At 73.8% G+C, this 22354-nt stretch carries 17 protein-coding genes, 1 tRNA gene and 1 pseudogene; 14 read left to right on the top strand and 5 right to left on the bottom strand.

Annotation, left to right across the window (positions count from 1 at the left end; translation table 11 throughout):
• From DY240_RS15360 to DY240_RS15345, 4 genes are all read left to right on the top strand, one after another.
• On the top strand, positions 1 to 497 hold a 497-nt coding region (locus tag DY240_RS15360), incomplete at its 5' end, for an FtsB family cell division protein (RefSeq protein WP_147375337.1).
• Positions 494 to 1006, top strand: a complete 513-nt coding sequence (locus DY240_RS15355) for a DUF501 domain-containing protein (RefSeq protein WP_119660726.1) — start codon at positions 494 to 496, stop codon at positions 1004 to 1006. The genes DY240_RS15360 and DY240_RS15355, both read left to right, overlap by 4 nt.
• Positions 1003 to 1929, top strand: a complete 927-nt coding sequence (locus tag DY240_RS15350) for a Ppx/GppA phosphatase family protein (protein WP_119660725.1) — start codon at positions 1003 to 1005, stop codon at positions 1927 to 1929. Before DY240_RS15355 ends, DY240_RS15350 begins: the two co-directional genes overlap by 4 nt.
• A gap of 269 nt (positions 1930 to 2198) precedes the next feature.
• A complete protein-coding gene (locus DY240_RS15345; protein ID WP_119660724.1) occupies positions 2199 to 3038 on the top strand; it encodes a uracil-DNA glycosylase in 840 nt (279 codons plus the stop codon).
• 13 nt (positions 3039 to 3051) lie between these two features.
• On the opposite strand, the gene DY240_RS15340 is transcribed toward DY240_RS15345, so the two are convergent.
• Positions 3052 to 3387 carry a YciI family protein gene (locus tag DY240_RS15340; protein WP_119660723.1) on the bottom strand — a complete coding sequence of 112 codons (336 nt, stop codon included), beginning with the start codon at positions 3385 to 3387 and terminating at the stop codon, positions 3052 to 3054.
• A gap of 81 nt (positions 3388 to 3468) precedes the next feature.
• Entirely contained in the window at positions 3469 to 4185 is a 717-nt protein-coding gene (locus DY240_RS15335) for an ArsR/SmtB family transcription factor (RefSeq protein ID WP_199701558.1), read from the bottom strand.
• Positions 4186 to 4243: 58 nt separating this feature from the next.
• Here DY240_RS15335 and DY240_RS15330 point away from each other — a divergent pair, with 58 nt between their 5' ends.
• The 6 genes from DY240_RS15330 (at position 4244) to DY240_RS15305 (ending at position 8945) form a co-directional block, all read left to right on the top strand.
• Positions 4244 to 4873 (top strand): flavin reductase family protein, encoded by a 630-nt coding sequence (locus DY240_RS15330; RefSeq protein WP_119660728.1) that lies wholly within the window; start codon positions 4244 to 4246, stop codon positions 4871 to 4873.
• A gap of 28 nt (positions 4874 to 4901) precedes the next feature.
• Entirely contained in the window at positions 4902 to 6314 is a 1413-nt protein-coding gene (locus DY240_RS15325; protein WP_119660721.1) for an NAD(P)/FAD-dependent oxidoreductase, read from the top strand.
• 119 nt (positions 6315 to 6433) lie between these two features.
• Positions 6434 to 7729 (top strand): SAM-dependent methyltransferase, encoded by a 1296-nt coding sequence (locus tag DY240_RS15320; protein WP_119660727.1) that lies wholly within the window; start codon positions 6434 to 6436, stop codon positions 7727 to 7729.
• Positions 7726 to 8247 carry a glycine cleavage system protein R gene (locus tag DY240_RS15315; protein WP_119660720.1) on the top strand — a complete coding sequence of 174 codons (522 nt, stop codon included), beginning with the start codon at positions 7726 to 7728 and terminating at the stop codon, positions 8245 to 8247. The genes DY240_RS15320 and DY240_RS15315 overlap by 4 nt, the downstream gene beginning before the upstream one ends.
• Positions 8244 to 8789, top strand: a complete 546-nt coding sequence (locus DY240_RS15310) for a peptide deformylase (RefSeq protein WP_119660719.1) — start codon at positions 8244 to 8246, stop codon at positions 8787 to 8789. The genes DY240_RS15315 and DY240_RS15310 overlap by 4 nt, the downstream gene beginning before the upstream one ends.
• A gap of 82 nt (positions 8790 to 8871) precedes the next feature.
• Positions 8872 to 8945 (top strand) — tRNA-Leu (locus DY240_RS15305).
• A gap of 4 nt (positions 8946 to 8949) precedes the next feature.
• Here the strand turns inward: DY240_RS15305 and DY240_RS15300 are convergent.
• Together DY240_RS15300 and DY240_RS15295 are read right to left on the bottom strand one after the other, a co-directional pair.
• Positions 8950 to 11199 carry an ABC transporter permease gene (locus DY240_RS15300; protein WP_119660718.1) on the bottom strand — a complete coding sequence of 750 codons (2250 nt, stop codon included), beginning with the start codon at positions 11197 to 11199 and terminating at the stop codon, positions 8950 to 8952.
• Positions 11199 to 12002 (bottom strand): ABC transporter ATP-binding protein, encoded by an 804-nt coding sequence (locus DY240_RS15295; protein WP_119660717.1) that lies wholly within the window; start codon positions 12000 to 12002, stop codon positions 11199 to 11201. Before DY240_RS15295 ends, DY240_RS15300 begins: the two co-directional genes overlap by 1 nt.
• A gap of 139 nt (positions 12003 to 12141) precedes the next feature.
• Here DY240_RS15295 and DY240_RS15290 point away from each other — a divergent pair, with 139 nt between their 5' ends.
• From DY240_RS15290 to DY240_RS15275, 4 genes are all read left to right on the top strand, one after another.
• A complete protein-coding gene (locus DY240_RS15290) occupies positions 12142 to 13377 on the top strand; it encodes a sensor histidine kinase (protein ID WP_119660716.1) in 1236 nt (411 codons plus the stop codon).
• Positions 13374 to 14066 (top strand): response regulator transcription factor, encoded by a 693-nt coding sequence (locus DY240_RS15285; RefSeq protein ID WP_119660715.1) that lies wholly within the window; start codon positions 13374 to 13376, stop codon positions 14064 to 14066. Before DY240_RS15290 ends, DY240_RS15285 begins: the two co-directional genes overlap by 4 nt.
• Before the next feature lie 137 nt (positions 14067 to 14203).
• Positions 14204 to 19789 (top strand): ATP-binding protein, encoded by a 5586-nt coding sequence (locus DY240_RS15280; protein WP_119660714.1) that lies wholly within the window; start codon positions 14204 to 14206, stop codon positions 19787 to 19789.
• 46 nt (positions 19790 to 19835) lie between these two features.
• On the top strand, positions 19836 to 21614 hold the full coding sequence (locus tag DY240_RS15275; protein WP_119660713.1) for a CapA family protein: 1779 nt from the start codon (positions 19836 to 19838) through the stop codon (positions 21612 to 21614).
• Between the two features lie 556 nt (positions 21615 to 22170).
• Here DY240_RS15275 and DY240_RS32020 read toward each other — a convergent pair.
• A pseudogene (locus DY240_RS32020) lies at positions 22171 to 22354 on the bottom strand (MFS transporter); the annotation flags it as partial.

Raw genomic sequence — 22354 nt, 5'->3', positions numbered from 1 at the left:
GCACCTCGGTCGAGGCCGGCGACGGGCCGCCTCCGCCGCCGCCACCGCGCCGCCCGCAGACCAAGCCCGGCGGCCGCCCGTCGGTCACCGGCCGGGCCGCGGTGCTCGCGCTCGTGCTGGCGGTGCTGCTGGTGTCGTACGCCTACCCGCTGCGCGCCTGGTTCGACCAACATCGCGAGCGGGTCGAGCTGCAGCGCGAGCAGGACGAGCTGACCGCGTCCGTCGAGCAGCTCGAGCAGGAGCTGCGGCTGTGGGAGGACCCCGCCTACGTGGCCGCCCAGGCCCGCGAGCGGCTCGGCTTCGTGCTGCCCGGCGAGCAGAGCTACATCGTGCTGCCCGACGAGAACGCCGCCGACGAGACGAGCGCCGCCGAGGCCGGTGGGCTGCCGCCGTCCGGCCAGGGCACCTGGTACGAGCGGCTGTGGGCCTCGGTGACGTTCGCCGACAGCCCGCCGCCGGAGCAGCCGGACGACTCCAGGGACGACGCAGCCGAGTGACCGCCACCCCGCCCACCCCCACCGACCTCGACACCGTCACCCAGCAGCTCGGCCGCCCGGTCCGCGGCGTCCGGGCCATCGCGGCGCGATGCGGCGCAGACGGCGCCGGCCACCCGTCGGTCGTCGAGACCGAGCCTCGCCTGCCCGACGGCACACCGTTCCCCACGCTCTACTACCTGACCTGCCCGCGCGCCGTCGCCGCGACGTCGACGCTCGAGTCCGGCGGCGTCATGCGCGAGTGGACCGACGAGCTGGCCGCCGACCCCGACCTGGCCGCCGCCTACCGCGCGGCGCACGAGTCGTACCTCGCCCGGCGCGAGGCGATCGCCCACGTCGAGGAGATCGCCGGCGTCACGGCGGGCGGCATGCCCGACCGCGTCAAGTGCCTGCACGTCCTCGTCGCGCACAGCCTGGCCGCCGGCCCGGGCGTCAACCCGTTCGGCGACCGCGCGCTGGAGCTGATGGCGCCGTCGTGGACCCCGGCCACCTGCGACTGGAGCCCCGAATGACCCGCGTCGCCGCCATCGACTGCGGCACCAACTCGATCCGGCTCCTGGTCACCGACCTCGACCCCGCGGGGAACGGCCAGCACGACCTCGACCGCCGGCTGCGCATCGTCCGGCTCGGCAAGGACGTCGACCGCACCGGCGTGCTCGCCCCCGAGGCGCTGGCCCGCACCCTCGAGACGCTGCGCGAGTACGCCGCCGTCATCGAGAAGCTCGGCGCCGACCACGTCCGCATGGTCGCCACCAGCGCCACCCGCGACGCCGCCAACCGCGACGAGTTCGTCGCCGGCGTCGTCGGCGTGCTCGGCGTCGAGCCCGAGGTCGTCTCCGGCGCGGCCGAGGCCGGGCTCTCCTTCGCCGGGGCCGTCCGTGGGCTCCCGTACGGCGAGGGTGCGCCGTACCTCGTCGTCGACATCGGCGGCGGCTCGACGGAGCTGGCGCTCGGCTCGTCCGGCGTCACCGCCGCGCGCAGCGTCGACATCGGCTGCGTCCGGCTGACCGAACGGCGGTTCCTGACCGACCCGCCCACCCCCGACCAGGTCGCCGCGGCCCGCGCCGACATCGAGGCCGGGCTGGACGAGGCCGCCGCCGTCGTGCCGATCGGCGACGCCCGGACGCTGGTCGGACTGGCCGGCTCGGTCACCACGGTCGCCGCGATCCACCTGGAGCTGGCCGAGTACGACTCCGCGGCGATCCACCACTCCCGCATCCCGGCGGCGCGGGTGCGCGAGATCAGCGACTACCTGCTCACGCTGACCCACGACGAGCGGCTGGCCATCGGGCCGATGCACCCCGGCCGCGCCGACGTCATCGCCGCCGGCGCACTGGTGCTGCGCTGCGTCGTCGACCGCGCCGGTGTCGACGAGGTGCTGGTCAGCGAGCACGACATCCTCGACGGCATCGCCTGGAGCATCGTCTCGGGCTGAGCCCGGCGCGCCGGCGCGTCGGCCCGCACCGTTCAACCGCCGTTCAGATCACCGCAGCGTGTCGGTTCACGGCCTCCGCGCCCTGCGCGGCCCGTTGCGGCGGCTCGGCGGATCGGGTGGCTTGTCACCGTGCTGGAGCTCTGCGGTCCGATGAGCCGGCAGAGCTCCATCGCGCGATCGTGGTCTGCTGTCCGATGAGACAGCAGAGCCCCAACGCGGCCGCGCGTACCCGGCGGACCCACCGCGGGTCGGCGGAACGGCCCGGCAGAATGGGCCGCGTGCTGCTGCCTCATCCGCTCACCGGCGAACCGTTCCCCAGTCCCGTCCCGCCCGGGACCGGCTGGCCGGGCGACCCGGCCGACGCGGACACGCCGGTGGCGGCGTCCGCTGGCGACGTCTCCCGGCTCGCGGCCGGTGCGTCGCTCCCGCAGGTCGTGGCGCGGTCGTCGGTGTGCCGGGCCTGCCCGCGACTGGTGGCCTGGCGCGAGGACGTCGCCCGGGAGAAGCGGAAGTCGTTCGCCGACCAGCCGTACTGGGGCCGGCCGACTCCGGGCTGGGGTGACCCGCGGCCGCGGGTGCTGGTGTTCGGCCTCGCGCCGGCGGCCAACGGCGGCAACCGGACCGGCCGCGTCTTCACCGGCGACCGCAGCGGCGACTGGCTCTACGCCGCTCTGCACCGCGCAGGCCTCGCCAACCAGCCGACGGCGACCCACGCCGGCGACGGGCTGGAGCTGATCGGCACCCGCATCATCGCCGCCGTCCGCTGCGCGCCGCCGGACAACAAGCCGACGCCGGAGGAGCGCGACGCCTGCGCGCCGTGGCTGGACCGCGAGGTCGAGGTCGTGCTGCCGACGGTGCGCGCGGCGGTCGCGCTCGGGTCGTTCGCGTGGGCCGCCGCGCTGCGGACGCTCGGCCGGGCCGGGCTGACGGTGCCCCGGCCGCGGCCGGTGTTCGGTCACGGCGCCGAGGTGACGCTGTACCGGGAGGACGGGTCGGCGCCGGTGCGGCTGATCGGCAGCTACCACCCGAGCCAGCAGAACACCTTCACCGGCAAGCTCACCGCCGAGATGCTCGACGACGTCTTCACCAGGGCCGCCGAGCCCGGCTGAACGTCGGCCCGCGTCAGCCCGGGATCGTGCCGCTCTCGATCTCGCGCACCTCGACGCCGCCGCCCTGCCGCACGACGGGGTTCCGCCCGGCGATCGCGACGGCGGTGTCGAGGTCGGGCGCCTCGACGACGTAGACGCCCGCGACGACCTCCTTGGTCTCCAGGAACGGGCCGTCGGTGACGCCGTCGGCACGGACCGACCGGGCCTCGGCGCCGGGCTGCAGCGCGAACGCGGCGAGCATCGTGCCGGCGGCCGCGAGCTCGTCGGCGTGCCGGTCGTTCGCGACGCGGTCCGCTGCGGTACCGGTCGTCCGGGCGGGTGCGTAGATGAGGATCAGGTAGTGCGCCATGGGAGAGTCCCTTCTCGTCGTGCCTTCACCCGATCCGTCACGCGGCGGCGTCCGGAATCGACACCCAGCGGCGAGAAATTCTCAGCCGGCCGGCGGGAGCTCGAGCCCCAGCTGCTCGCGGAGCGCGGCCCGGCCGGCGTCGGTGACGCGCAGCGCGCGGGAGCGCCGGGACCGTACCACCCAGCCCGCCTCGACGGCGTGCGCGCACAGCGCCGCGCCGGTGGCGCCGCCGAGGTGCGGGCGGCGCTCGGTCCAGTCCAGGCAGGAGCGCACCAGCGGGCGCCGCGTTGCCGGCGGCCAGGCGCCGACCAGCGCGGTGAACCAGTGCTCGCCGTCGCCGGTGAGCGAGAGACCGCGGTCCCACGACAGCAGGCCGCGCGCCGTCATGGCGTCCGTGACCGCCACGCCGAGCGTGCCGGCCAGGTGGTCGTAGCAGGTGCGGGCGGCGGCCAGCGCGCGCTGCCGATGCGCCGTCGTCAGCGAGCGCACGGGCGGCGGCGAGCCCGGCGGCGCGGCCGCGGACAGCCGTTCGACCAACTCGGCGGCGTCGTCGGACAGCCGCACGTAGCGGTGGCGGCCCTGCCGCACCTCGATGAGCAGGCCACCGGCCACCAGCAGGTTCAGGTGCTCGGTGGCCGTCGACCGCGCGACCCCGGCGGCGCCGGCCAGTTCGGCGGCGGTCCACGCCCGGCCGTCCATCAGCGCCAGGCAGACCGTCGCGCGGGTGCGATCGGCGAGCAGCCCGGCCACGCCGGCCAGCGCCGCTGCTGCCGTTGCGGTGTCGGTCATGTCCACCATCATCGCCCGGCGACGGTTCGGCCGGCGCCGAACCGTCGGCCGCCTAGCGTCGGCCGTCATGGAGCACGTGACGATCGCCCCCAGCATCCTGTACGTCGGCACCCCCGTCGCCCTGCTGGCGACCGAGAACCCGGACGGCTCGGCCAACCTGGCCCCGATGTCGTCCGCGTGGGCGCTGGGCCAGGTGGTGGTGCTAGGACTGGGCGCGGAGGGACAGACCGCGGCCAACCTCGCCGAGAGACCGGACCTGACGATCAACTTTCCCGGGCCGGACCACTGGCCGGCGGTCGAGCGGCTCGCCCCGCTCACCGGACGCGACCCCGTGCCCGCGAGCAAGCCGCGGTTCCAGTACGAACCGGAGAAGTTCGCCGCCGCCGGCCTGACGCCCGCGCCCGCGGAGCTGGTCGGCTCACCGGTGGTGGCCGAGTGCCCCTTGCAGCTCGAGGCGACGGCGGCCGCGGTCCGGCGCGACGCCGGGGAGGAGTTCGTCATCGTCGAGGCCCGCGTGCTGCGGGTGCATGCCGACCCGGACGTCGTCGTGCCCGGGACGCAGCACGTCGACCCCACGCGGTGGAGCCCGCTGATCTACAACTTCCGGCATTATTTCGGCCTCGGCGAGGAGCTGGGACACAGCTTCCGGTCTGAGACGCCGCGGGTGTGGCGGAGCGCACCGTCGAAGGGCTTGTGAATGTGTTCACAAGCGCTACTCTGGAAGCATGAACGGGAGAGTCGGACGCACCGGTACCCCGCACATCCTCATCGTCGGCGGCGGGTACGTCGGCATGTACACCGCGCTGGGCCTGCAGCGTTCTCTCAAGCGGAGTCAGGCCCGCATCACCGTCATCGACCCACGGTCCTACATGACCTACCAGCCGTTCCTGCCCGAGGCCGCGGCCGGATCGCTGGAGCCGCGCCACGTCGTCGTGCCGCTGCGGCGGGTGCTGAAGCGCTGCAACGTCATCACCGGCGAGGTCACCTCGATCAGCCACGCCACCAAGTCGGTCACCGTCAAGCCCGAGATCGGCGAGGAGTACCAGCTCGGCTACGACATCATCGTCGTCGCGCTGGGGTCCATCTCGCGCACGCTCCCCATCCCGGGCCTCGCCGAGGTCGGCATCGGCTTCAAGCAGATCGAAGAGGCCATCGCGCTGCGCAACCACGTCCTCGACCGCCTCGACGTCGCCGCCTCGACCACCGACCCCGAGGTGCGCAAGCGGGCGCTGACGTTCGTCTTCGTCGGCGGCGGGTTCGCCGGCGTCGAGGCGCTCGGCGAACTGGAGGACATGGCCCGCTACGCGCTGCGGTACTACCCGCAGCTCAAGCCCAGCGACATGCGGTGGGTGCTGGTCGAGGCGGCCGGGCGCATCCTGCCCGAGGTCGGTCCGGAGATGGGTGAATACACCGTCGTCGAGCTGAGCAAGCGCGACATCGAGATCCGCCTCGAGACGCTGCTGAAGTCCTGCGTCGACGGCCATGTCGTGCTGTCGAAGGGCCGTCCGTTCGACGCCGACACCATCGTCTGGACCGCGGGCGTCAAGGCGAACCCCGTCCTGGCCAGCAGCGACCTGCCGCTCGACGAGAAGGGCCGCGTGCGCTGCCTGCCGGAGATGCGCGTCGACGGCGTCGAGGACGCCTGGGCGGCCGGCGACAACGCGGCCATCCCCGACCTCACCGCCGGCGAGTCCGGCGTGTACACGGCGCCGAACGCCCAGCACGCGGTGCGTCAGGCGAAGCTGCTGGCCAAGAACATCATCGCCGACCTCGAGGGCGGCCTGCCGAAGCCGTACAAGCACAAGTACATCGGCTCGGTGGCCAGCCTCGGCCTGTACAAGGGCGTGGCGCACACGTACGGCGTCAAGGTCCGCGGCTTCGCGGCCTGGTTCATGCACCGCACGTACCACATGAGCAAGATGCCGACGTTCAACCGCAAGTTCCGCGTCGTGGTCGACTGGACGCTCGCGCTGCTGTTCAAGCGCGAGGTGGTCACGCTCGGCCGCATGCGGATGCCACGCGAGGACTTCCGCCGAGCCGCTGCGCCCGTCGCGCCGCGGGCCGTGACGCCCGCGCCGTCCGAGCAGCAGCCGTCGGAGACCGCCGCCACGGCGGGCGGCCGGCTCCAGCGCGGCTGAGCCACCGCGCAGGCCCCCGCCCGCCGTGGGCAGCCTCGGCCGAAAGCCGTGGCAGCCACCCCACCCGTCTCGCTAGCGTGATGGGTGGGGTGTTCGTGTCGCGCGGACAGGAGGTCGCCATGTCCACTGGGGGAGCGGCGGGACGCATCGCCGGCCTGGTCGAGCGGCTGCTGGGGCGCCCGCTTCCGTTGGGCATCCGCACCTGGGACGGCGCGCACGCCGGTCCGGCGGACGGTCCGGTGCTGGTCATCCACTCCCGCCGGGCGCTGCGCCGGCTGCTGTGGCAGCCCGACGAGATCGGCCTGGCGCGCGGCTGGGTGGCCGGCGAGATCGACGTCGAGGGCGACCTCGACGAGGCGCTGACCAAGCTCGACGACACCCTGCGCGAGCTGGGCGACCACCACGGCCGGTTCACCGCCGCCGACCGCGCCGAGGTGATCCGCCTGGCCGTCGTGCTCGGCGCCGTCGGGCCGCCGCTGAAGCCGCCACCCGAGGAGGTCGTGCTGGCCGGCGACCGCCACTCCAAGGGCCGCGACCAGGCCGCCATCAGCCACCACTACGACGTCGGCAACGACTTCTACGAGCTGGTCCTCGGCCCGTCGATGGTCTACTCGTGCGCCTACTGGACCGGCGACGCCGCCACCCTCGAGGACGCCCAGCGGGCGAAGAACGAGCTGATCTGCCAGAAGCTCGGGCTGCGGCCCGGCATGCGGCTGCTCGACGTCGGCTCAGGCTGGGGCTCGCTGGTGCTGCACGCCGCCCAGCACCACGGCGTCGAGGCGGTCGGCGTGACGCTCTCGGTGCCGCAGGCCGAGTACGCCAAGCAGCGGGTCGCCGACGCCGGCCTGTCCGACGCCGTCGAGATCCGCGTGCAGGACTGGCGCGACGTCGGCGACGGCCCGTTCGACGCCGTCGCCAGCGTCGGCATGGCCGAGCACCTGGGCGCGGCGATGTGGCCCGAGTACGCCGCCCGGCTGTACAGCCTGCTGCGGCCCGGCGGGCGGCTGCTCAACCACCAGATCGTGCGATCGGGGCGGCCGCGCCCCGGCGGGCTGGCCCGGCCGCGGCGCACCTTCATCGACGCCTACGTGTTCCCCGACGGCGAGCTGATCCCGATCGGGGACGTCGTCGGGCGGCTGGAGGCCGGCGGGTTCGAGGTCCGCGACGTTCAGGCGCTGCGCGAGCACTACGCCCGCACGCTGCGCGCGTGGGTCGCCAACCTGGAACGCGACTGGCATCGCGCCGTCGATCTCGCCGGCGAGGGCCGCGCCCGGGTCTGGCGGCTCTACATGGCGGCGTCGGCCGTCTCGTTCGACGCCGCACGCATCGGAATCGACCAGGTGCTGGCCGTCCGCCCGCATCGCGACGGCCGAAGTGACCTGCCGATGGTGCGTCCGGTTGGATGGAGCCTGTGAGCCTCATCGCCGTCACCGTCATCGGACACGACCGCCCCGGCATCATCGCCGACGCCACCGCCGGCCTCGCCGGGCTCGGCCTGAACCTCGAAGACTCCACCATGACCCTGCTGCGCGGGCATTTCGCCATGATGCTGATCTGCTCCGGCGACCGCTCGCCCGGTGAGGTCGAGGAGGCGCTGGCTCCGCTGACCGCCGACGGACGGCTCCAGGTGTCCGCCGCCGCCGTGCCCGACGAGGACGCCGCCGACGTGCTGGGGCGGCGGCCGTACGTGCTCACCGTGCACGGCGGCGACCGCCCCGGCATCGTCTCGGCCGTGACGCGCGTCGTGGCGGCGGCCGGCGGCAACATCACCGACCTCACCACCCGCCTCGCCGGCGACCTCTACGTCGCCGTCGCCGAGGTCGACCTCCCCGGCGACGCCGACGCCGACGCCGTCGCGGGGCAGCTCCGCGACGCCGGCGCGCGGCTCGGCGTCGGGGTCACGCTGCGGCCGCAGGAGACCGACGTCCTGTGAGCATCGCCGACTGGACCGAGGCCGACCTCGGGGTGCCGGGCCGCGTGCTGACCGTCGTCCGCGCCCCCGACCCCGTCCTGTCCGCACCGTCGCCGCTGGTCGACCCGGCCGACCCGGAGGTCGTTCAGCTCGCCGCCGACCTCGTCGCGACCATGCGGGTCTCGCCCGGCTGCGTCGGCCTGGCCGCCTGCCAGGTCGGCGTCGCCGCCCATGTCTTCGCCGTCGACGTCAGCCGGCACCCGAAGACCCGCACCACGCACGGCACGTTCGTCCTCTGCAACGCCGAGGTGGTCGAGGCGACCCGCAAGGAGAAGGGCCGCGAGGGCTGCATGTCCGTGCCCGACCTCACGGGCGACGTCAAGCGCGCCACCCGGCTGACGGTGCGCGGCCTGCTTCCCGGCAGCGGCGAGGAGCTGACGGTCGAGACCGACGCGTTCGAGGCCCGGGCGCTGCAGCACGAGATCGACCACTGCGCCGGCTTCCTGTTCCTCGACCGCGTGGCCGGGGCTCACGCCGTCTTCCCGCGGCAGACCTACCTGTAGCGGTGATACGTGATCCGATCGTGTCCGTAATGCGAGGTTCGCCGGGAGACATGCGGCCGACCGGGCGCGATACTGATGGGCGGCCCCCGTAGCCCAATCGGCAGAGGCATCAGCCTTAAAAGCTGAACAGTGTCGGTTCGAGTCCGACCGGGGGCACTGGCTATTCGATGGCGAGGGCGGACTCGGCGGGCCGGCCGCGCGTCGCCCGCCAGGCGGGGAGCAGCGTGGCGGCGAGGGTCAGTACGACGGCCAGGCCGGCGGTCGCCGCGTAGATCAGCGGCGAACCCGAAGGCAGCACCGAGTCCAGGCGCTTGAGGCTGACCGGGACCAGGATCGCGCTCGAGGCCATGGTGCCCAGCGCGACGCCGCTGACGGCCACGATCGCGCCCTCCAGGGCGACCATCCGCATCACCTGGCCGCGAGTCGAGCCGGCGAGCCGCTGCAGGCCGAACTCCCGCCGCCGCGCCGTGGTGCTCGACGCCAGGGTGTTGATCACCGTGATCGCCGCGTACCCGGCGATCATGATCACCATGATGGAGATCGCGACCGTGGCGGTCGTCCGCTGCTCGTCGTACTCGCTGAACAGGACGTCGCGGCCGCTCACGGTCAGTCCGTCCTCGGCGGCGAGCTCCTGGGTCAGGTCGGCCACGAGGGTCTCGGGAGCGGTGTCGTCGTCGGCGCTGACCAGGATCCGTGTCGCGACCCCCTCGGTGGTGTGCGCGGCCAGGGTCCGGGCCGGAAGCAGCAGCGTGTCGTAGCCGTCGGGGGCGGAGAACAGCGCGGCCACCTGGGCGTCGATCGTGGTGTTGTCGCCCATCCGCAGCGTGATGGTGTCGCCGACGTCGACGCCCAGCCTGCCGGCGTGCCGGTCCTCGATCGCGACCGTGTCGCCGTGCAGGTCGGAGAGGGCGCCGGCGGTGACGTCGACGGGGGTGGTGGCGGCCGCGCCGTCGGCCGTGACTCCCTGGAGGTTCCAGCCCTCGCCCGCCGGCGATCGGTCCTCCGGGTTCTCGATGAACCCGGTGCTGCCGACGTACTCCGACGCGCCGGCGACGCCGGGCAGCTCGTCGATCCGCTCGACCAGCTCCGGATCGAGCCGGTCCTCAGCGGTCACCACCGCGTCGGCGACCAGGCTGTCGGCGAAGATCCGCCGGTCGGCGTCGTCGTTGGTCGTCTGCAGGTACACCATGCCCGTCGCCACCGCGGTCAGCAGGATGACCGGCGCCATCACGGCCGCCGTCCGGCGGGTCCGGCCGCGGGCGTTGAGCATCGCGAGCCGGCCGGTCACGCCGCCCAGCGCGCGGACGGGCCACTGCAGGACGAACGTCATGACCTTCGCCAGGACGGGTGCCAGCAGGGCGAACCCGATGGCGAAGAGGATGACGGCGGGCGCGGCGGTGGCCGGGGCGAGTGGTCCGCTCATCACCGCGACGGTCACGACGGTCAGCGCGACCCCGCCACCGAGCAGGAGCAGCGCGAGGACGACCCGCCACCCGCCGATCAGCCTGCCCTCGAGCGAGACCTCGGCGAGGGCCTGGGCCGGCTTGATGCGCGCGGCTCGGCGCCCGGCGCCCAGGGCTCCGGCGAGGGCCGCGACGACCGCTATCCCGATCGCGGCCACCGTCGGTATCCAGCCTTGGTGGAAGGCCACTCCTTCGGTGGCGATGCCGCGATCGGCCAGCTGGTCGAACACGAACTCACCCAGGAACCGGCCCGGGGCGACGGCGAGCGCGGTGGCGAGCAGCGACAGGGCCAGCGTCTCGCGGAGGATCAGCCGGCGCACCTGACGGGGGGTGGATCCGATGGCCCGCAGCAGCGCGAGCTCCTGCTGGCGCTGAGAGATCGACAGGGCGAGCATCGACGCTACGCCGAAGATCGACACCATGATCGCGAAGGCCGTGAAGACGCCGGCCAGGGCGACGATGTTCACACTGGTGCCCATGGCCTCGCGCAGTTCCGCCCGGCCCCGCTCGTCGCCCACAAGCGTGACGGCGCCGTCCAGTTCGGCGTCGATCCGCTCCCGGACCTCGCCCAGGTCCGCGCCGGGCGCGAGCAGCACACCGATCGCGTCGACGGTCCCCGCCGGCGGGTCGCCGTCGAAGACGTGGGTCGTGGTGTCCTGCACGCCCGGAAGGCCCGAGATCGCGTCCTCGAGCCCCGCGTCGACGCGGACCCGCTCGGGAAGGATCGCCGGCTCGTCCGGGTCGCCCCCGAGAGCGTCGTACTCCTGATCGCCGGCGACGACGATGTCGGCCGAGGCCAGCTGCTGCGGCGGAACGGCCGTGCGGATGCCCGTCTCGATCAGCCCGCCGCAGGCCATCACGATGGCCGCGGCGAAGAACATGGCGAGGAACGCCGCCACGAACGTGCCCGTCCGGAACCGCAGGGTCCGAAGCGCGAGTCGCACCATCAGCGCTGCCCTCCCGCGACCCTCGCCGAGGAGGGGAGAGGCGCGTCGTCGTCGGCGAAGGCGCCCAGACGGGTCATCCGCTCGGCCACGGCCTTCGCCGTCGGCGAATGCAGCTCACCGGCCAGACGGCCGTCGGCGAGGAACAGGACGCGATCGGCGTAGGACGCCGCGACCGGATCGTGCGTCACCATCACGATCGTCTGGCCGGCCGTCCGCGCCGCGTGCCGGAGCAGCCCGAGGACGCCCCGCGCGGTCCCCGTGTCCAGGGCGCCCGTCGGCTCGTCGGCGAAGATGACGGCGGGCTCGGTGATCAGCGCCCGCGCGATGGCGACCCGCTGTTGCTGCCCACCGGACAGCTCCGCCGGACGATGCCTGCTCCGCTCGGCCAGGCCGACCTGTTCCAGCACGCTCGTCACCCGGCTTCTGGCCGGCTTGCGACCGGCCAGCCGCAGCGGCAACGTCACGTTCTGCCGCACCGTCAGGACCGGGAGCAGGTTGAACGACTGGAAGACGAAGCCGATCCGGTCGCGCCGCAGCTTCGTCAGCTCGGTCTCGTTCAGCTCGCTGAGCTCGTGGTCCTCGAGCAGGACCGAACCCGACGTCGGCTGGTCGAGCCCGGCCGCGCACTGCAGCAGCGTGCTCTTGCCGGAGCCCGACGGCCCCATGATCGCCGTGAACGTGCCGCGGCCGAACCGCGTCGTCACACCATCGAGCGCCACCACCTGGTTGTCGCGCTTGCCGTAGACCTTGTGCAGGTCCGTCAGCCGGACCGCGTCGGTCGTGGTGCCGTTGTCTGTGGACATTCCTCGAGCCGCCTTCCCGTCCGGGCCGGGCCGGACGATTCAGCCACCCATGCTTCCTGCGGACGACCGGCCGGTCGTCGTCTCTCGTGACCGACGTCCTCTAGTGCAGCTGCACCAGGACGGAAGGTTGCCGAGGACGATGCCGGCCGGCGTGCCTGCTCGTATCGTGGACGGCGTGCTGCCGAAGGTGGACGTCAGACGCGAGGTGGCGATCCTCGCCACCACGTTCGCGATCTGCCTCTCCGGCGGCGTCATACACGCCGACGGCACGTTCGGGCCGCCGCCGGTCGCGGCGTGCGTGGTGGCGGCGGTCATGTGTGCCGCGCTGCCGCTGCGGCACCGCGCGCCCCTGGCCGCACTGGCCATCACGACCGTGTGCGGCATGGTGGTGGCCCCCGTGGGTCTGCTGCTGACCCCGCTCGTCGTCGCCCCGGTCGCCGTCACCGCCTACTTCCTCGCGATACGCGACGAGCGGCGCGCGGCGGCCGCGGTCCCGCTGTCGGCGGCGCTGCTGGTCTCGACGACCCCTCTCGTCGAGACCCTGTCGTGGCAGGACGTGACGCGGCTGGGCAGCGTGGTCGCGGTGCCGTTGGTGGCCGGGGTGCTCGGGTGGTCGGTGCGGAACCGGCGGGCCTACCTGGGGGCCGTCGAGGAGCGGGCCCGCCGTGCCGAGAAGAGCCGGGAGAGCGAGGCTCGCCGGAGGGTCGCCGAGGAACGCGTGCGCATCGCCCGGGAGCTGCACGACCTCGTGGCTCACCAGATCACCCTGGCCAACGCTCAGGCCATGGTCGCCGCCCAGGTGTTCGACGTCAGCCCCGAGCAGACGCGCAAGAGCCTGGAGGACGTCATCGAGACCACCAGAACCGCACTCGACGACCTGCGGGCCACGGTCGGCCTGCTGCGTCAATCAGGCGACGCGGTCGCGCCCGGCGAACCGGTGCCCGGGCTGTCCCGGCTGCCCGCCCTCCTCGAGTCGTTCCGCCGCGCGGGCCTGGAGGTCTCAGTGCACCACGAGGGAACGGCCCGGCCGCTGCCACCGGGGGTGGACCTCACCGCCTACCGGATCATCCAGGAGGCACTGACCAACGTGACCAAGCACGCGGGCTCCGGCAACGCGCGGGTGGACCTCGCCTGGAACCGCGACCGGCTGGCCATCACCATCGCCGACGACGGGAGGACCGCTCGCACGTCCGCGGACCCGGCCACCGGCACGGTCACACCGCCGGACCGGCCACCCGGCTACGGTCTGATCGGCATGCGCGAACGAGCCGCCGCCGTCGGCGGACAGCTCTCCGCGCGCCGGCGCCCGGAGGGCGGCTTCCTCGTCTCCACCCAGCTGCCGCTCCCGCCCGCCAAGGCCGGGGAGGCGCCGTGACGGTGCGGGTGCTCCTCGCCGACGACCAGGCCCTCCTGCGCCAGGCGTTCCGGACGTTGTTCGACGCCGCCGCCGACCTCACCGTCGTCGGTGAGGCCGCCGACGGCCGGGAAGCGGTGCGCCTCACCCGGGAGCTGCACCCAGACGTGGTGGTCATGGACATCCGGATGCCCGACGTGGACGGCCTCACCGCGACCGCCGAGATCTGCGCCGACCCGCAGCTGCGGGATACTCGCATCCTGATCCTCACCACCTACGAGACCGACGAGTACGTCGCCCAGGCGCTGCGCGCGGGAGCCAGCGGCTTCGTCGGCAAGGGCATCGGGGCGGCCGAGCTGCTGGACGCCGTCCGCACGATCGCCGACGGCGAGACGCTGCTCTCGCCGGCCGCGACCCGCGCACTGGTCGCCCGTTTCCTGGCCACCCCGGCCGACGACGCGCCCTCGCACCGGCCCGAGCAGCTCGACGCGCTCACCCCGCGCGAACGCGAGATGGTGGCCCTGGTCGCGACCGGCCTGTCCAACCAGGAGATCGCCGAGCGGATGTTCCTCAGCCCCTTCACCGTCCGCGCCCACGTCCAGCGCGCCATGACGAAGCTGCAGGCCCGCGACCGCGCGCAGCTCGTGGTCATCGCGTACCAGACCGGCCTGGCCTACGGCGGGAACGGTGGCATGGACCAGTCGCGGTGATCCGAGGACGGCGCCGCCACCGGCCGCGGGCGACGCGATCGGGTGCGAGCCCGCGTTGTGGGGATCGGACAACCCTCGCGCCGCGACCTTGTGCGGGAGGCGGCACGCATCGGCCGGGCTTCGCCTGACAAGGTCGAATGGTGCCAGACATCTCCCGTATCGCGATCGTCAACCGGGGAGAAGCCGCCATGCGGCTCATCCACGCCGTGCGAGATCTCAACGCCCGATCCGGACCCGCGGGCGGCACCGCCTCGATCCGCACGATCGCGCTCTACACCGACGTCGACGCCTCGGCCGCGTTCGTCCGGGAGGCCGACGAGGCGTACCTGCTGGGCCCGGCCGCCCAGCGCCCGTACCTCGATCTGTCCAAGCTGGAGCAGGCCCTGACGGAGACCCGCGCGGACGCGGTCTGGGTCGGCTGGGGCTTCGTCGCCGAGGACCCGAACTTCGCCGAGCTGTGCGACAAGCTCGGCGTCACGTTCATCGGCCCGAGCGCCGAGGCGATGCGCCGGCTGGGTGACAAGATCGGCTCCAAGCTGATCGCCGAGGAGGTCGGCGTGCCGGTCGCGCCGTGGAGCCGCGGCGGCGTCGACACGCTCGAGGACGCGCTGGCCGCGGCCGAGCGCATCGGCTACCCGCTGATGCTGAAGGCCAGCGCGGGCGGCGGCGGGCGCGGCATCCGCCGGATCACGTCGCCGGCCGAGCTCGCCGACGCCTACCAGCGCACCAGGGACGAGGCCGAGCGCGCCTTCGGCAGCGGCGTCGTCTTCCTGGAGCGGCTGGTCACCGGCGCCCGGCACGTCGAGGTGCAGATCATCGCCGACGGGCAGGGCACGGCCTGGGCGGTCGGCGTCCGCGACTGCTCCATCCAGCGGCGCAACCAGAAGGTGATCGAGGAGTCCGCCTCGCCGCTGCTGCCGCCGGACGCCGTCGCCGACGTCAAGGCCGCGGCCGAGCGGCTGGCGGTCGCCGTCGGGTACGCGGGGGCCGGCACGGTCGAGTTCCTCTACCACCCCGGAGAGAAGTCGTTCGCCTTCCTGGAGGTGAACACCCGGCTTCAGGTCGAGCACCCGATCACCGAGGCGGTGACCGGGCTCGACCTGGTCATGCTGCAGGTGCAGATCGCCGCCGGCGCGCGGCTGACGGGTGAGCGTCCGGCCGAGCGCGGCCACGCCGTCGAGGCGCGGCTGAACGCCGAGGACCCCGACCGCGACTTCGCCCCGGCGCCGGGCCGGGTCAGCCGGCTGGAGTTCCCCACCGGGCCCGGCATCCGAGTCGACACGGGCGTCGCCGAGGGCGACACCATCCCGGCCGACTTCGACTCGATGATCGCCAAGATCATCGCCTACGGCGCCGACCGCGCCGAGGCGCTGGCCCGGCTGCGCCGGGCGCTGACCGAGACCACCGTGGTGATCGAAGGCGGCGCCACCAACAAGAGCTTCGCGCTGGAGCTGCTGGACCAGCCCGAGGTGCGCGGGCCGTTCGACGAGGACGGCCGCGTACTGGACGCCGGCGGGGACGACACCCTGGTCTGCGCGGACACCGGGTGGATCGACCGCGTCCGGGCCGAGGGCCGGCTGGTGTCCCGGCGGCACGCGGGCGTGGCGCTGGTCGCGGCCGCGATCGAGGCCTACGAGGAGTCCGAGCGGGCCGAGATCGCCCGGTTCCTGGAGACCGCTCGGGGCGGCCGGCCGCAGACGCAGCACGAGCCCGGCCAGGTCATCGAGCTCGAGCTGCGCGGCGAGCGGTCGACGATGACGGTGCGGCGCAGCGCGGCGGGCACCTACCAGGTCGGGCTGGTCGACGCGGCCGGCGCCGAGCAGGTCGTCGAGGCGCGGCTGGAGCGGCTGGACGAGGTGCACGGACGGCTGCGCATCGGCGCGCACACCTTCCGGCTGGTCACGGCGACCCATCCGCCGGTGCACCTGGTCGAGGTCGACGGCGTCACCCATCGGGTCAGCCGCGACGAGGGCGGCATGCTGCGCGCCCCGGCCCCCGCGCTGGTGGTCGCCACGCCGGTCGCCGTCGGCGAGGAGGTCGCGGCCGGCGCTCCGGTGCTGGTGCTGGAGTCCATGAAGATGGAGACGGTCGTGCCGGCCCCGTTCGCCGGACGGGTCAAGGAGCTGGTCGTCCGCGCCGGCAGCCAGGTCGAGACCGGCGCCCCGCTGGCCCGGCTGGAGCCGATCGGCGACCCATCCTCGGCGCCGGCGGCCGTGCGCGGTACCGGCGACGACCCGGTGGCCGAGGTCGCCGCGCTGGAACCGGCCAGGACCGAGCGCGAGCAGGCGATCGCGGCCCTCGACCGGCTGCGCGGGCTGGTGATGGGCTACGACGCCGACCCGGATCAGCGGCGCGCGGCCATCGCGGACTACCTGCGGCTGCGTGACCACCTCGACGACGACCGGCTCCGGGTGCTGCGGGCGGAGATGCGGCTGCTCTGGCTGTTCACCGACTTCGCCGAGCTGAGCCGCAACCGGCCGGCGGGCGACGAGGCGCACACCGAGCTGCGCGTGCACAGCACCCGCGAACACTTCCACACCTTCCTCCAGTCGCTGGACCCCGAGCGCGGCGGACTGCCCGAGCACTTCCGCGAGCGGCTCCTGCGCGTGCTGCGGCACTACGGCGTCACCGACCTGGAGCACACGCCGCGACTGGCGCAGGCGCTGTTCCGGATCTTCCTGGCCCAGCAGCACGCCGAGACCGACGTCGAGATCGCCACGGCGATCCTGCAATGGTGGCTGGCCGAGCCGCGACCGGCGACCGGCCTGGCGCGGGCCGCCCGCGCCGAGCTGGAGCGGATGGTCCGGGCGACCCAGCTGCGCTTCCCCGTGGTGGGCGACCTGGCCCGGTCGATCCGGTTCCGCTGGTTCGACCAGCCGCTGGTGGACGCCGAGCGGCGTCAGGTGCTGGACGGCGTCGCCGCCGAGGTGCGCGCCCTGACGTCCGCCGACGCACCCGATCGGGAGCGGCGCATCGAGGCGCTGACGGAGATCCCCGAACAGCTGGTCGGCTTCCTCCGCGACCGGATGTTCGAGGACTTTCCGGCGCCGGAACCGCTGCTCGAGGTGCTGATCCGCCGGCACTACCGCGAGTACGCGCTGCACGACGTCCGCGTCGTCGAGGTGGCCGGCCGCCCGGTGGTGACGGCCGAGTACCAGTCCGAGGAGCACGGCTCCACCCGGGTGATCTCGACCATCGCCGACATCGCCGAACTGTCCGCCGATCCGTCCGTCGAGGGCGGCCTGGCGGCGGCGGTCGGCGGCCTGATGGCGGACGACCACGACACCATCATCGAGATCTACCTGCGCTGGCGCGACATGCCGGCCGATCCCCAGGACGCGTCGGCGCTGCTCAACGGGCTGGTCAGCGCGCAGCCGTACGCGGCCCGCGCGCGCCGGATCTCGGTGGCGGCCTGCCCGGAGCCCGGCCGCGCCGTCGACTACTTCACCTTCCGGCCGGTGCCCGACGCGGCGGAGTTCGCCCTGGTCGAGGACGACCTCGTGCGCGGGATGCATCCGATGGTCGGCCGCCGCCTCAACCTGTGGCGCCTGATCCACTTCGACGTCACCCGGCTGGAGGCACCGGGCGACGTGATCCTGTACGAGGCCGTCGCCAAGACCAACCCGGCCGACCGGCGGCTGATCGCGTGCGCGCAGGTCCGCCAGCTGGCGGTGGTGCGCGACGACGCCGGGCGCGTGGTCGGCCTGCCGCACGCCGAACGGGCCGTCGAGCACTGCCTGGAGGCGATCCGCCGGGTCCGGACCGCGCGTGGCCGGGCGGGCGCCCGGCTGGACGTCAACCACGTCTGGGTGACGGTCTGGCCGGTGGTCGAGGCCGACGTCGACTCGCTCACCGCCTTGCAGTCCAAGATCACGCCGCTCAGCGAGGGCGCCGGGATCGAGGAGGTGCTGGCCCAGGGGCAGGTGGCCGGTGAGGACGGCGCGGTGCACCCGATCGCGATCCGCTTCCACGCCCGGCCCGGGGCCGGCACGGCCGCCGACGTGATCGCTCCGCCGACGCAGCCGCTGGCGCCGCTGGACGACTACGCCGCCAAGGTGCTCCGGGCGCGCCGTCGCGGACTCGTCTACCCCTACGAGCTGGAGGCCGTGCTCGCCGGCGGCGGCACGCTGACCGAGCTCGACCTCGACGACGACGGCGCGCTGGTCGAGGTCACCAGGCCCCGCGGCCGCAACCGCGCCGGCATCATCGTCGCCAAGGTGACGACGCCGACGCCGCTCTATCCCGAGGGCGTGACCCGCATCGTGCTCTGCGGCGACCCGACCAAGTCGCTCGGCGCGCTGGCCGAGGCCGAGTGCGCGCGGGTGATCGCCGCGCTCGACCTGGCCGAGCGGCTCGCCGTGCCGGTGGAGTGGTTCGCGCTGTCGGCGGGGGCCCGGGTGGCGATGGACTCCGGCACCGAGAACATGGACTGGGTGGCCGCGGCGCTGCGGCGCATCGTCGAGTTCACCCAGCGCGGCGGCGAGATCAACGTGGTCGTCGCCGGCATCAATGTCGGCGCCCAGCCGTACTGGAACGCCGAGGCGACCATGCTGATGCACACCCGCGGCGTGCTGATCATGACGCCGGACTCGGCGATGGTGCTCACCGGCAAGCAGACGTTGGACTTCTCCGGCAGCGTGTCGGCCGAGGACAACTTCGGCATCGGCGGCTACGACCGCGTGATGGGCCCGAACGGGCAGGCGCAGTACTGGGTGCCGAACCTGGGCGAGGCGATCGGCGTCCTGATGGCGCACTACGAGCAGACGTACGTGGTGCCGGGGGAGCCGGGGCCACGGGTCGCCGTCAGCACCGATCCCGACGACCGCGACATCTCGACCTACCCGCACGGCGGCGAGTTCGCGACCGTCGGCGACGTGTTCTCCGCCGCCGCGAACCCGGACCGGAAGAAGCCGTTCGACATCCGGACGGTGATGCGGGCCGTCGCCGACGCCGACGCGCCGCTGCGCGAGCGGTGGGCCGGGATGGCCGACGCCGAGACCGCGGTGGTCACCGACACCCGGCTGGGCGGGCATTCGGTGAGCCTGATCGGCATCGAGTCCAAGCCGGTGCCGCGGCGCGGGTTCCCGCCCACCGACGGTCCCGACACCTACACGGCCGGCACGCTGTTCCCGCGGTCGTCGAAGAAGATCGCCCGGGCCATCAACGCGGCGTCGGGCAACCGGCCGCTGGTGGTGCTGGCCAACCTGTCCGGCTTCGACGGCTCGCCGGAGTCGATGCGCAACCTGCAGCTGGAGTACGGCGCGGAGATCGGCCGGGCCGTGGTCAACTTCCGTGGCCCGATCGTGTTCTGCGTGATCTCCCGCTATCACGGCGGCGCCTTCGTCGTGTTCTCCAAGCGGCTGAACCCTCAGATGACGGTCCTGGCCTTGGAGGGCTCCTACGCGTCGGTGCTCGGCGGAGCCCCGGCAGCGGCCGTGGTGTTCTCCGCCGAGGTCGACAAGCGGGCGGCCGCCGACCCGGCGGTCGCCGCGCTGGAGCGGCGCATCGAGGCCGCCTCGCCGGCCGAGCGGGGGCCGCTGCTGGTCGAGCTGGCCGAGCTGCGGGCGGCCCTGCGGGCGGACAAGATCTCCGAGGTGGCGGCCGAGTTCGACCGCATCCACGACATCCGGCGAGCGGTCGAGGTCGGATCGGTCGACGAGGTCGTCTCCGTCGCCGAGCTGCGGCCCAAGATCATCGCCGCGATCCGCCGGGGGCGCGCCTGACCCGGTTCTCAGAGTTCTCTGAGGTCGGGCTCCTATCATCGGGATCATGGCGAGACGTCCCCGGCTCGTACTGGTCGCGGGCATCGCCGCGGCGGCGGTGATCGCTGGTGCGCCGCTGCCGGACGAACGGGTCGAGCCGGTCCCCGAGACCGGCCGGTCCGAGCGCCCGGCGCCCGCCCCGTCGCCGGACGCCACCCCGGTGCCGCAGGCCGCCGACCGCGATGCCGAGACGGTGCGACTGGCGTTCGCCGGCGACGTCCACTTCGAGGGCGCGTACCGGGACGTGCCGGCGACGGCCGGTTCGACGTTGGGCCCGATGTCGGAGGTCCTGCACGCCGCCGACCTCGCGATGGTCAACCTCGAGTCGGCACTGACGCTGCGGGGCCGTCCGGCCGCCAAGGAGCTCGAGGACCCGTCGAACCGGTTCTGGTTCCGCACCGGCCCGGCCGCCCTCGACGTGCTCGGGCGCTCCGGGGTGGACGTCGTGTCCGTCGCCAACAACCACGGCGCGGACTTCGGCCCGGCCGGCCTGAACGACACCATCCTGGCCGCCGAGACCGCAGCCGTGGCCGTCGTCGGCGTCGGACGCAACGACCGGCAGGCCTTCGCGCCGCACCGGGTGAACATCAAGGGCACCGACATCGCCGTCCACGCCGCCGACGCGTCGCCCGGAGAGAGCGCCGACCCCCTCTGGGCGGCGGCGCCCGGGACGGGGCCGGGTCTGGCGTCCGCACGTGGACCGGGGGCCGCGGCGCTGGCGGCCGCCGTCCGCGAGTCGGCGGCGACGGACGACCTGGTCGTCGTCTACCTGCACTGGGGCGAGGAGTACAACGCCTGCCCGGTCCCGGCCCAGCAGGATCTGGCCGGCACGCTGGCCGAGGCCGGCGCCGACATCGTGGTCGGGGCCCACGCGCACACGCCGAACGGCGCCGGTCTGCGGGGCGACACCTATGTCGCCTACGGGCTCGGGAACTTCTACTGGTACCACGGGCGCGCCTCGGAGAGCGGCGTGCTGCTGCTCTCCGTCCGCGACGGCGAGGTCGTCGGCGACGAGTGGGTGCCGGGGCGGTTCGGCCCGGAGGGCGGCGGCCCGGTCCCGCTCACCGGTGACGCCCGCACCGCCGCCGTCAGCCAGTGGCACGATCTGCGCGGCTGCACCGGACTCGCCCCAGGACCCGGCCCGGCCGCGGGGAGCGCCGCGGCCGACGCGGCCGGCGGCGCCGAGCCCGGGCTGCCCGACTTCGCGTCGTCCATCCAGTCGATCGGTCCGTCGGTGCAGCTCGGCATGCGCAGCCACGATCCCGCGGTGTGCCCCGTCCCGCTCACCGACCTGCGGCACGTCGCCGTCACCCATGTCGGGTTCGACGGCCGCGCGCGTCGCGGCGAGCTCGTGGTGCACGCGGACGTCGCGGCCGACGTCGTCGACGTGTTCGCCGCGCTCTACGCCGCCCGGTTCCCCATCGAGCGCATGCTGCTGGTCGACGAGTTCGGCGGCGACGACGACGCCTCCATGGCCGCCAACAACACGTCGGGCTACAACTGCCGGCGCGTGGCCGGCCAGTCGCACTGGTCCAACCACGCCTACGGGCGCGCCATCGACATCAACCCGGTGCAGAACCCGTACGTCGTGGACGGCGAGGCGCGCCCGCCGGCGGCCCTCCCGTTCCTGGACGTCGACCGCACCGCGGACGCCCCGCCCGTACCCGGCGTCATCCGCGACGGTGACGTCGTGCGGCAGGCGTTCGAGCGGATCGGCTGGGAGTGGGGCGGCCTCTTCTCCGACCCCGACTACCAGCACTTCAGCGCGCCCGACCCGGCCGCCTGAGGCCGCGTGCCCTTCGGCGCCGCCCTTCATCAAAGTTGATCTTGGAGTAATGCCGGTATCTATCGGACATTCCGGGTCGCAATAGCGGCCTTACTCCAAGATCAACTTCGGGGCGGGTGGACGGTTGGCCGGGCTGCTCGTTCGCCGGGGGCTTCCGTCCCTCGGCTGCCCGATTCGCTTGCCGCGAAGAACGGGCGGTGACCAAGGGGGGACGGGGTGGAGGCCGGGGGCACTTCCACGTTCCGCGTTCCCGTTGGTCCCGGTTTGCCCGGCTGTGGGCGGTGGTGCTCCTCGGCGATCGCGTACGTCACCACGATTGCCCGAGCGTCATCACGATCGCAGGCGTAGTACGACACGGAATTTCCTGGTGAACGTGATCAATCCGGGGTCGGCGGCCGGCGGGCGACCAACGCGGCAAGCACCCGTCGACGCCCCCGCACCCGAAGTTGATCTTGGAGAACCGCCGGTATCCATCGGGCATTTCGGACCGGAATCGCCGAACAACTCCAAGATCAACGGGGTCGGTCCGCGTCGCGACGATCGGCTGACGTACCGGCTACGGGACGAGCACCAGCACGATCGCGAGCAGGACGTGCGGCATCGCGACGAGGAAGAGGAAGGCGCCGACGATCAGCGGCAGTGCGATCGAGTCCGACGGTGCCGGCGCCGGCCGCCGCGGGGGACCGGCCGGGGCCGTCCGCGTGGGACCGGCCGGGCGGGGAGCCTGCGGCCGCGGCGGC

Source organism: Jiangella rhizosphaerae, from assembly GCF_003579925.1.
Classification (GTDB): Bacteria; Actinomycetota; Actinomycetes; order Jiangellales; family Jiangellaceae; genus Jiangella; species Jiangella rhizosphaerae.
Note: the sequence above shows the minus strand (reverse complement) of the source record. Positions and strands in the feature narration are given on the sequence as shown.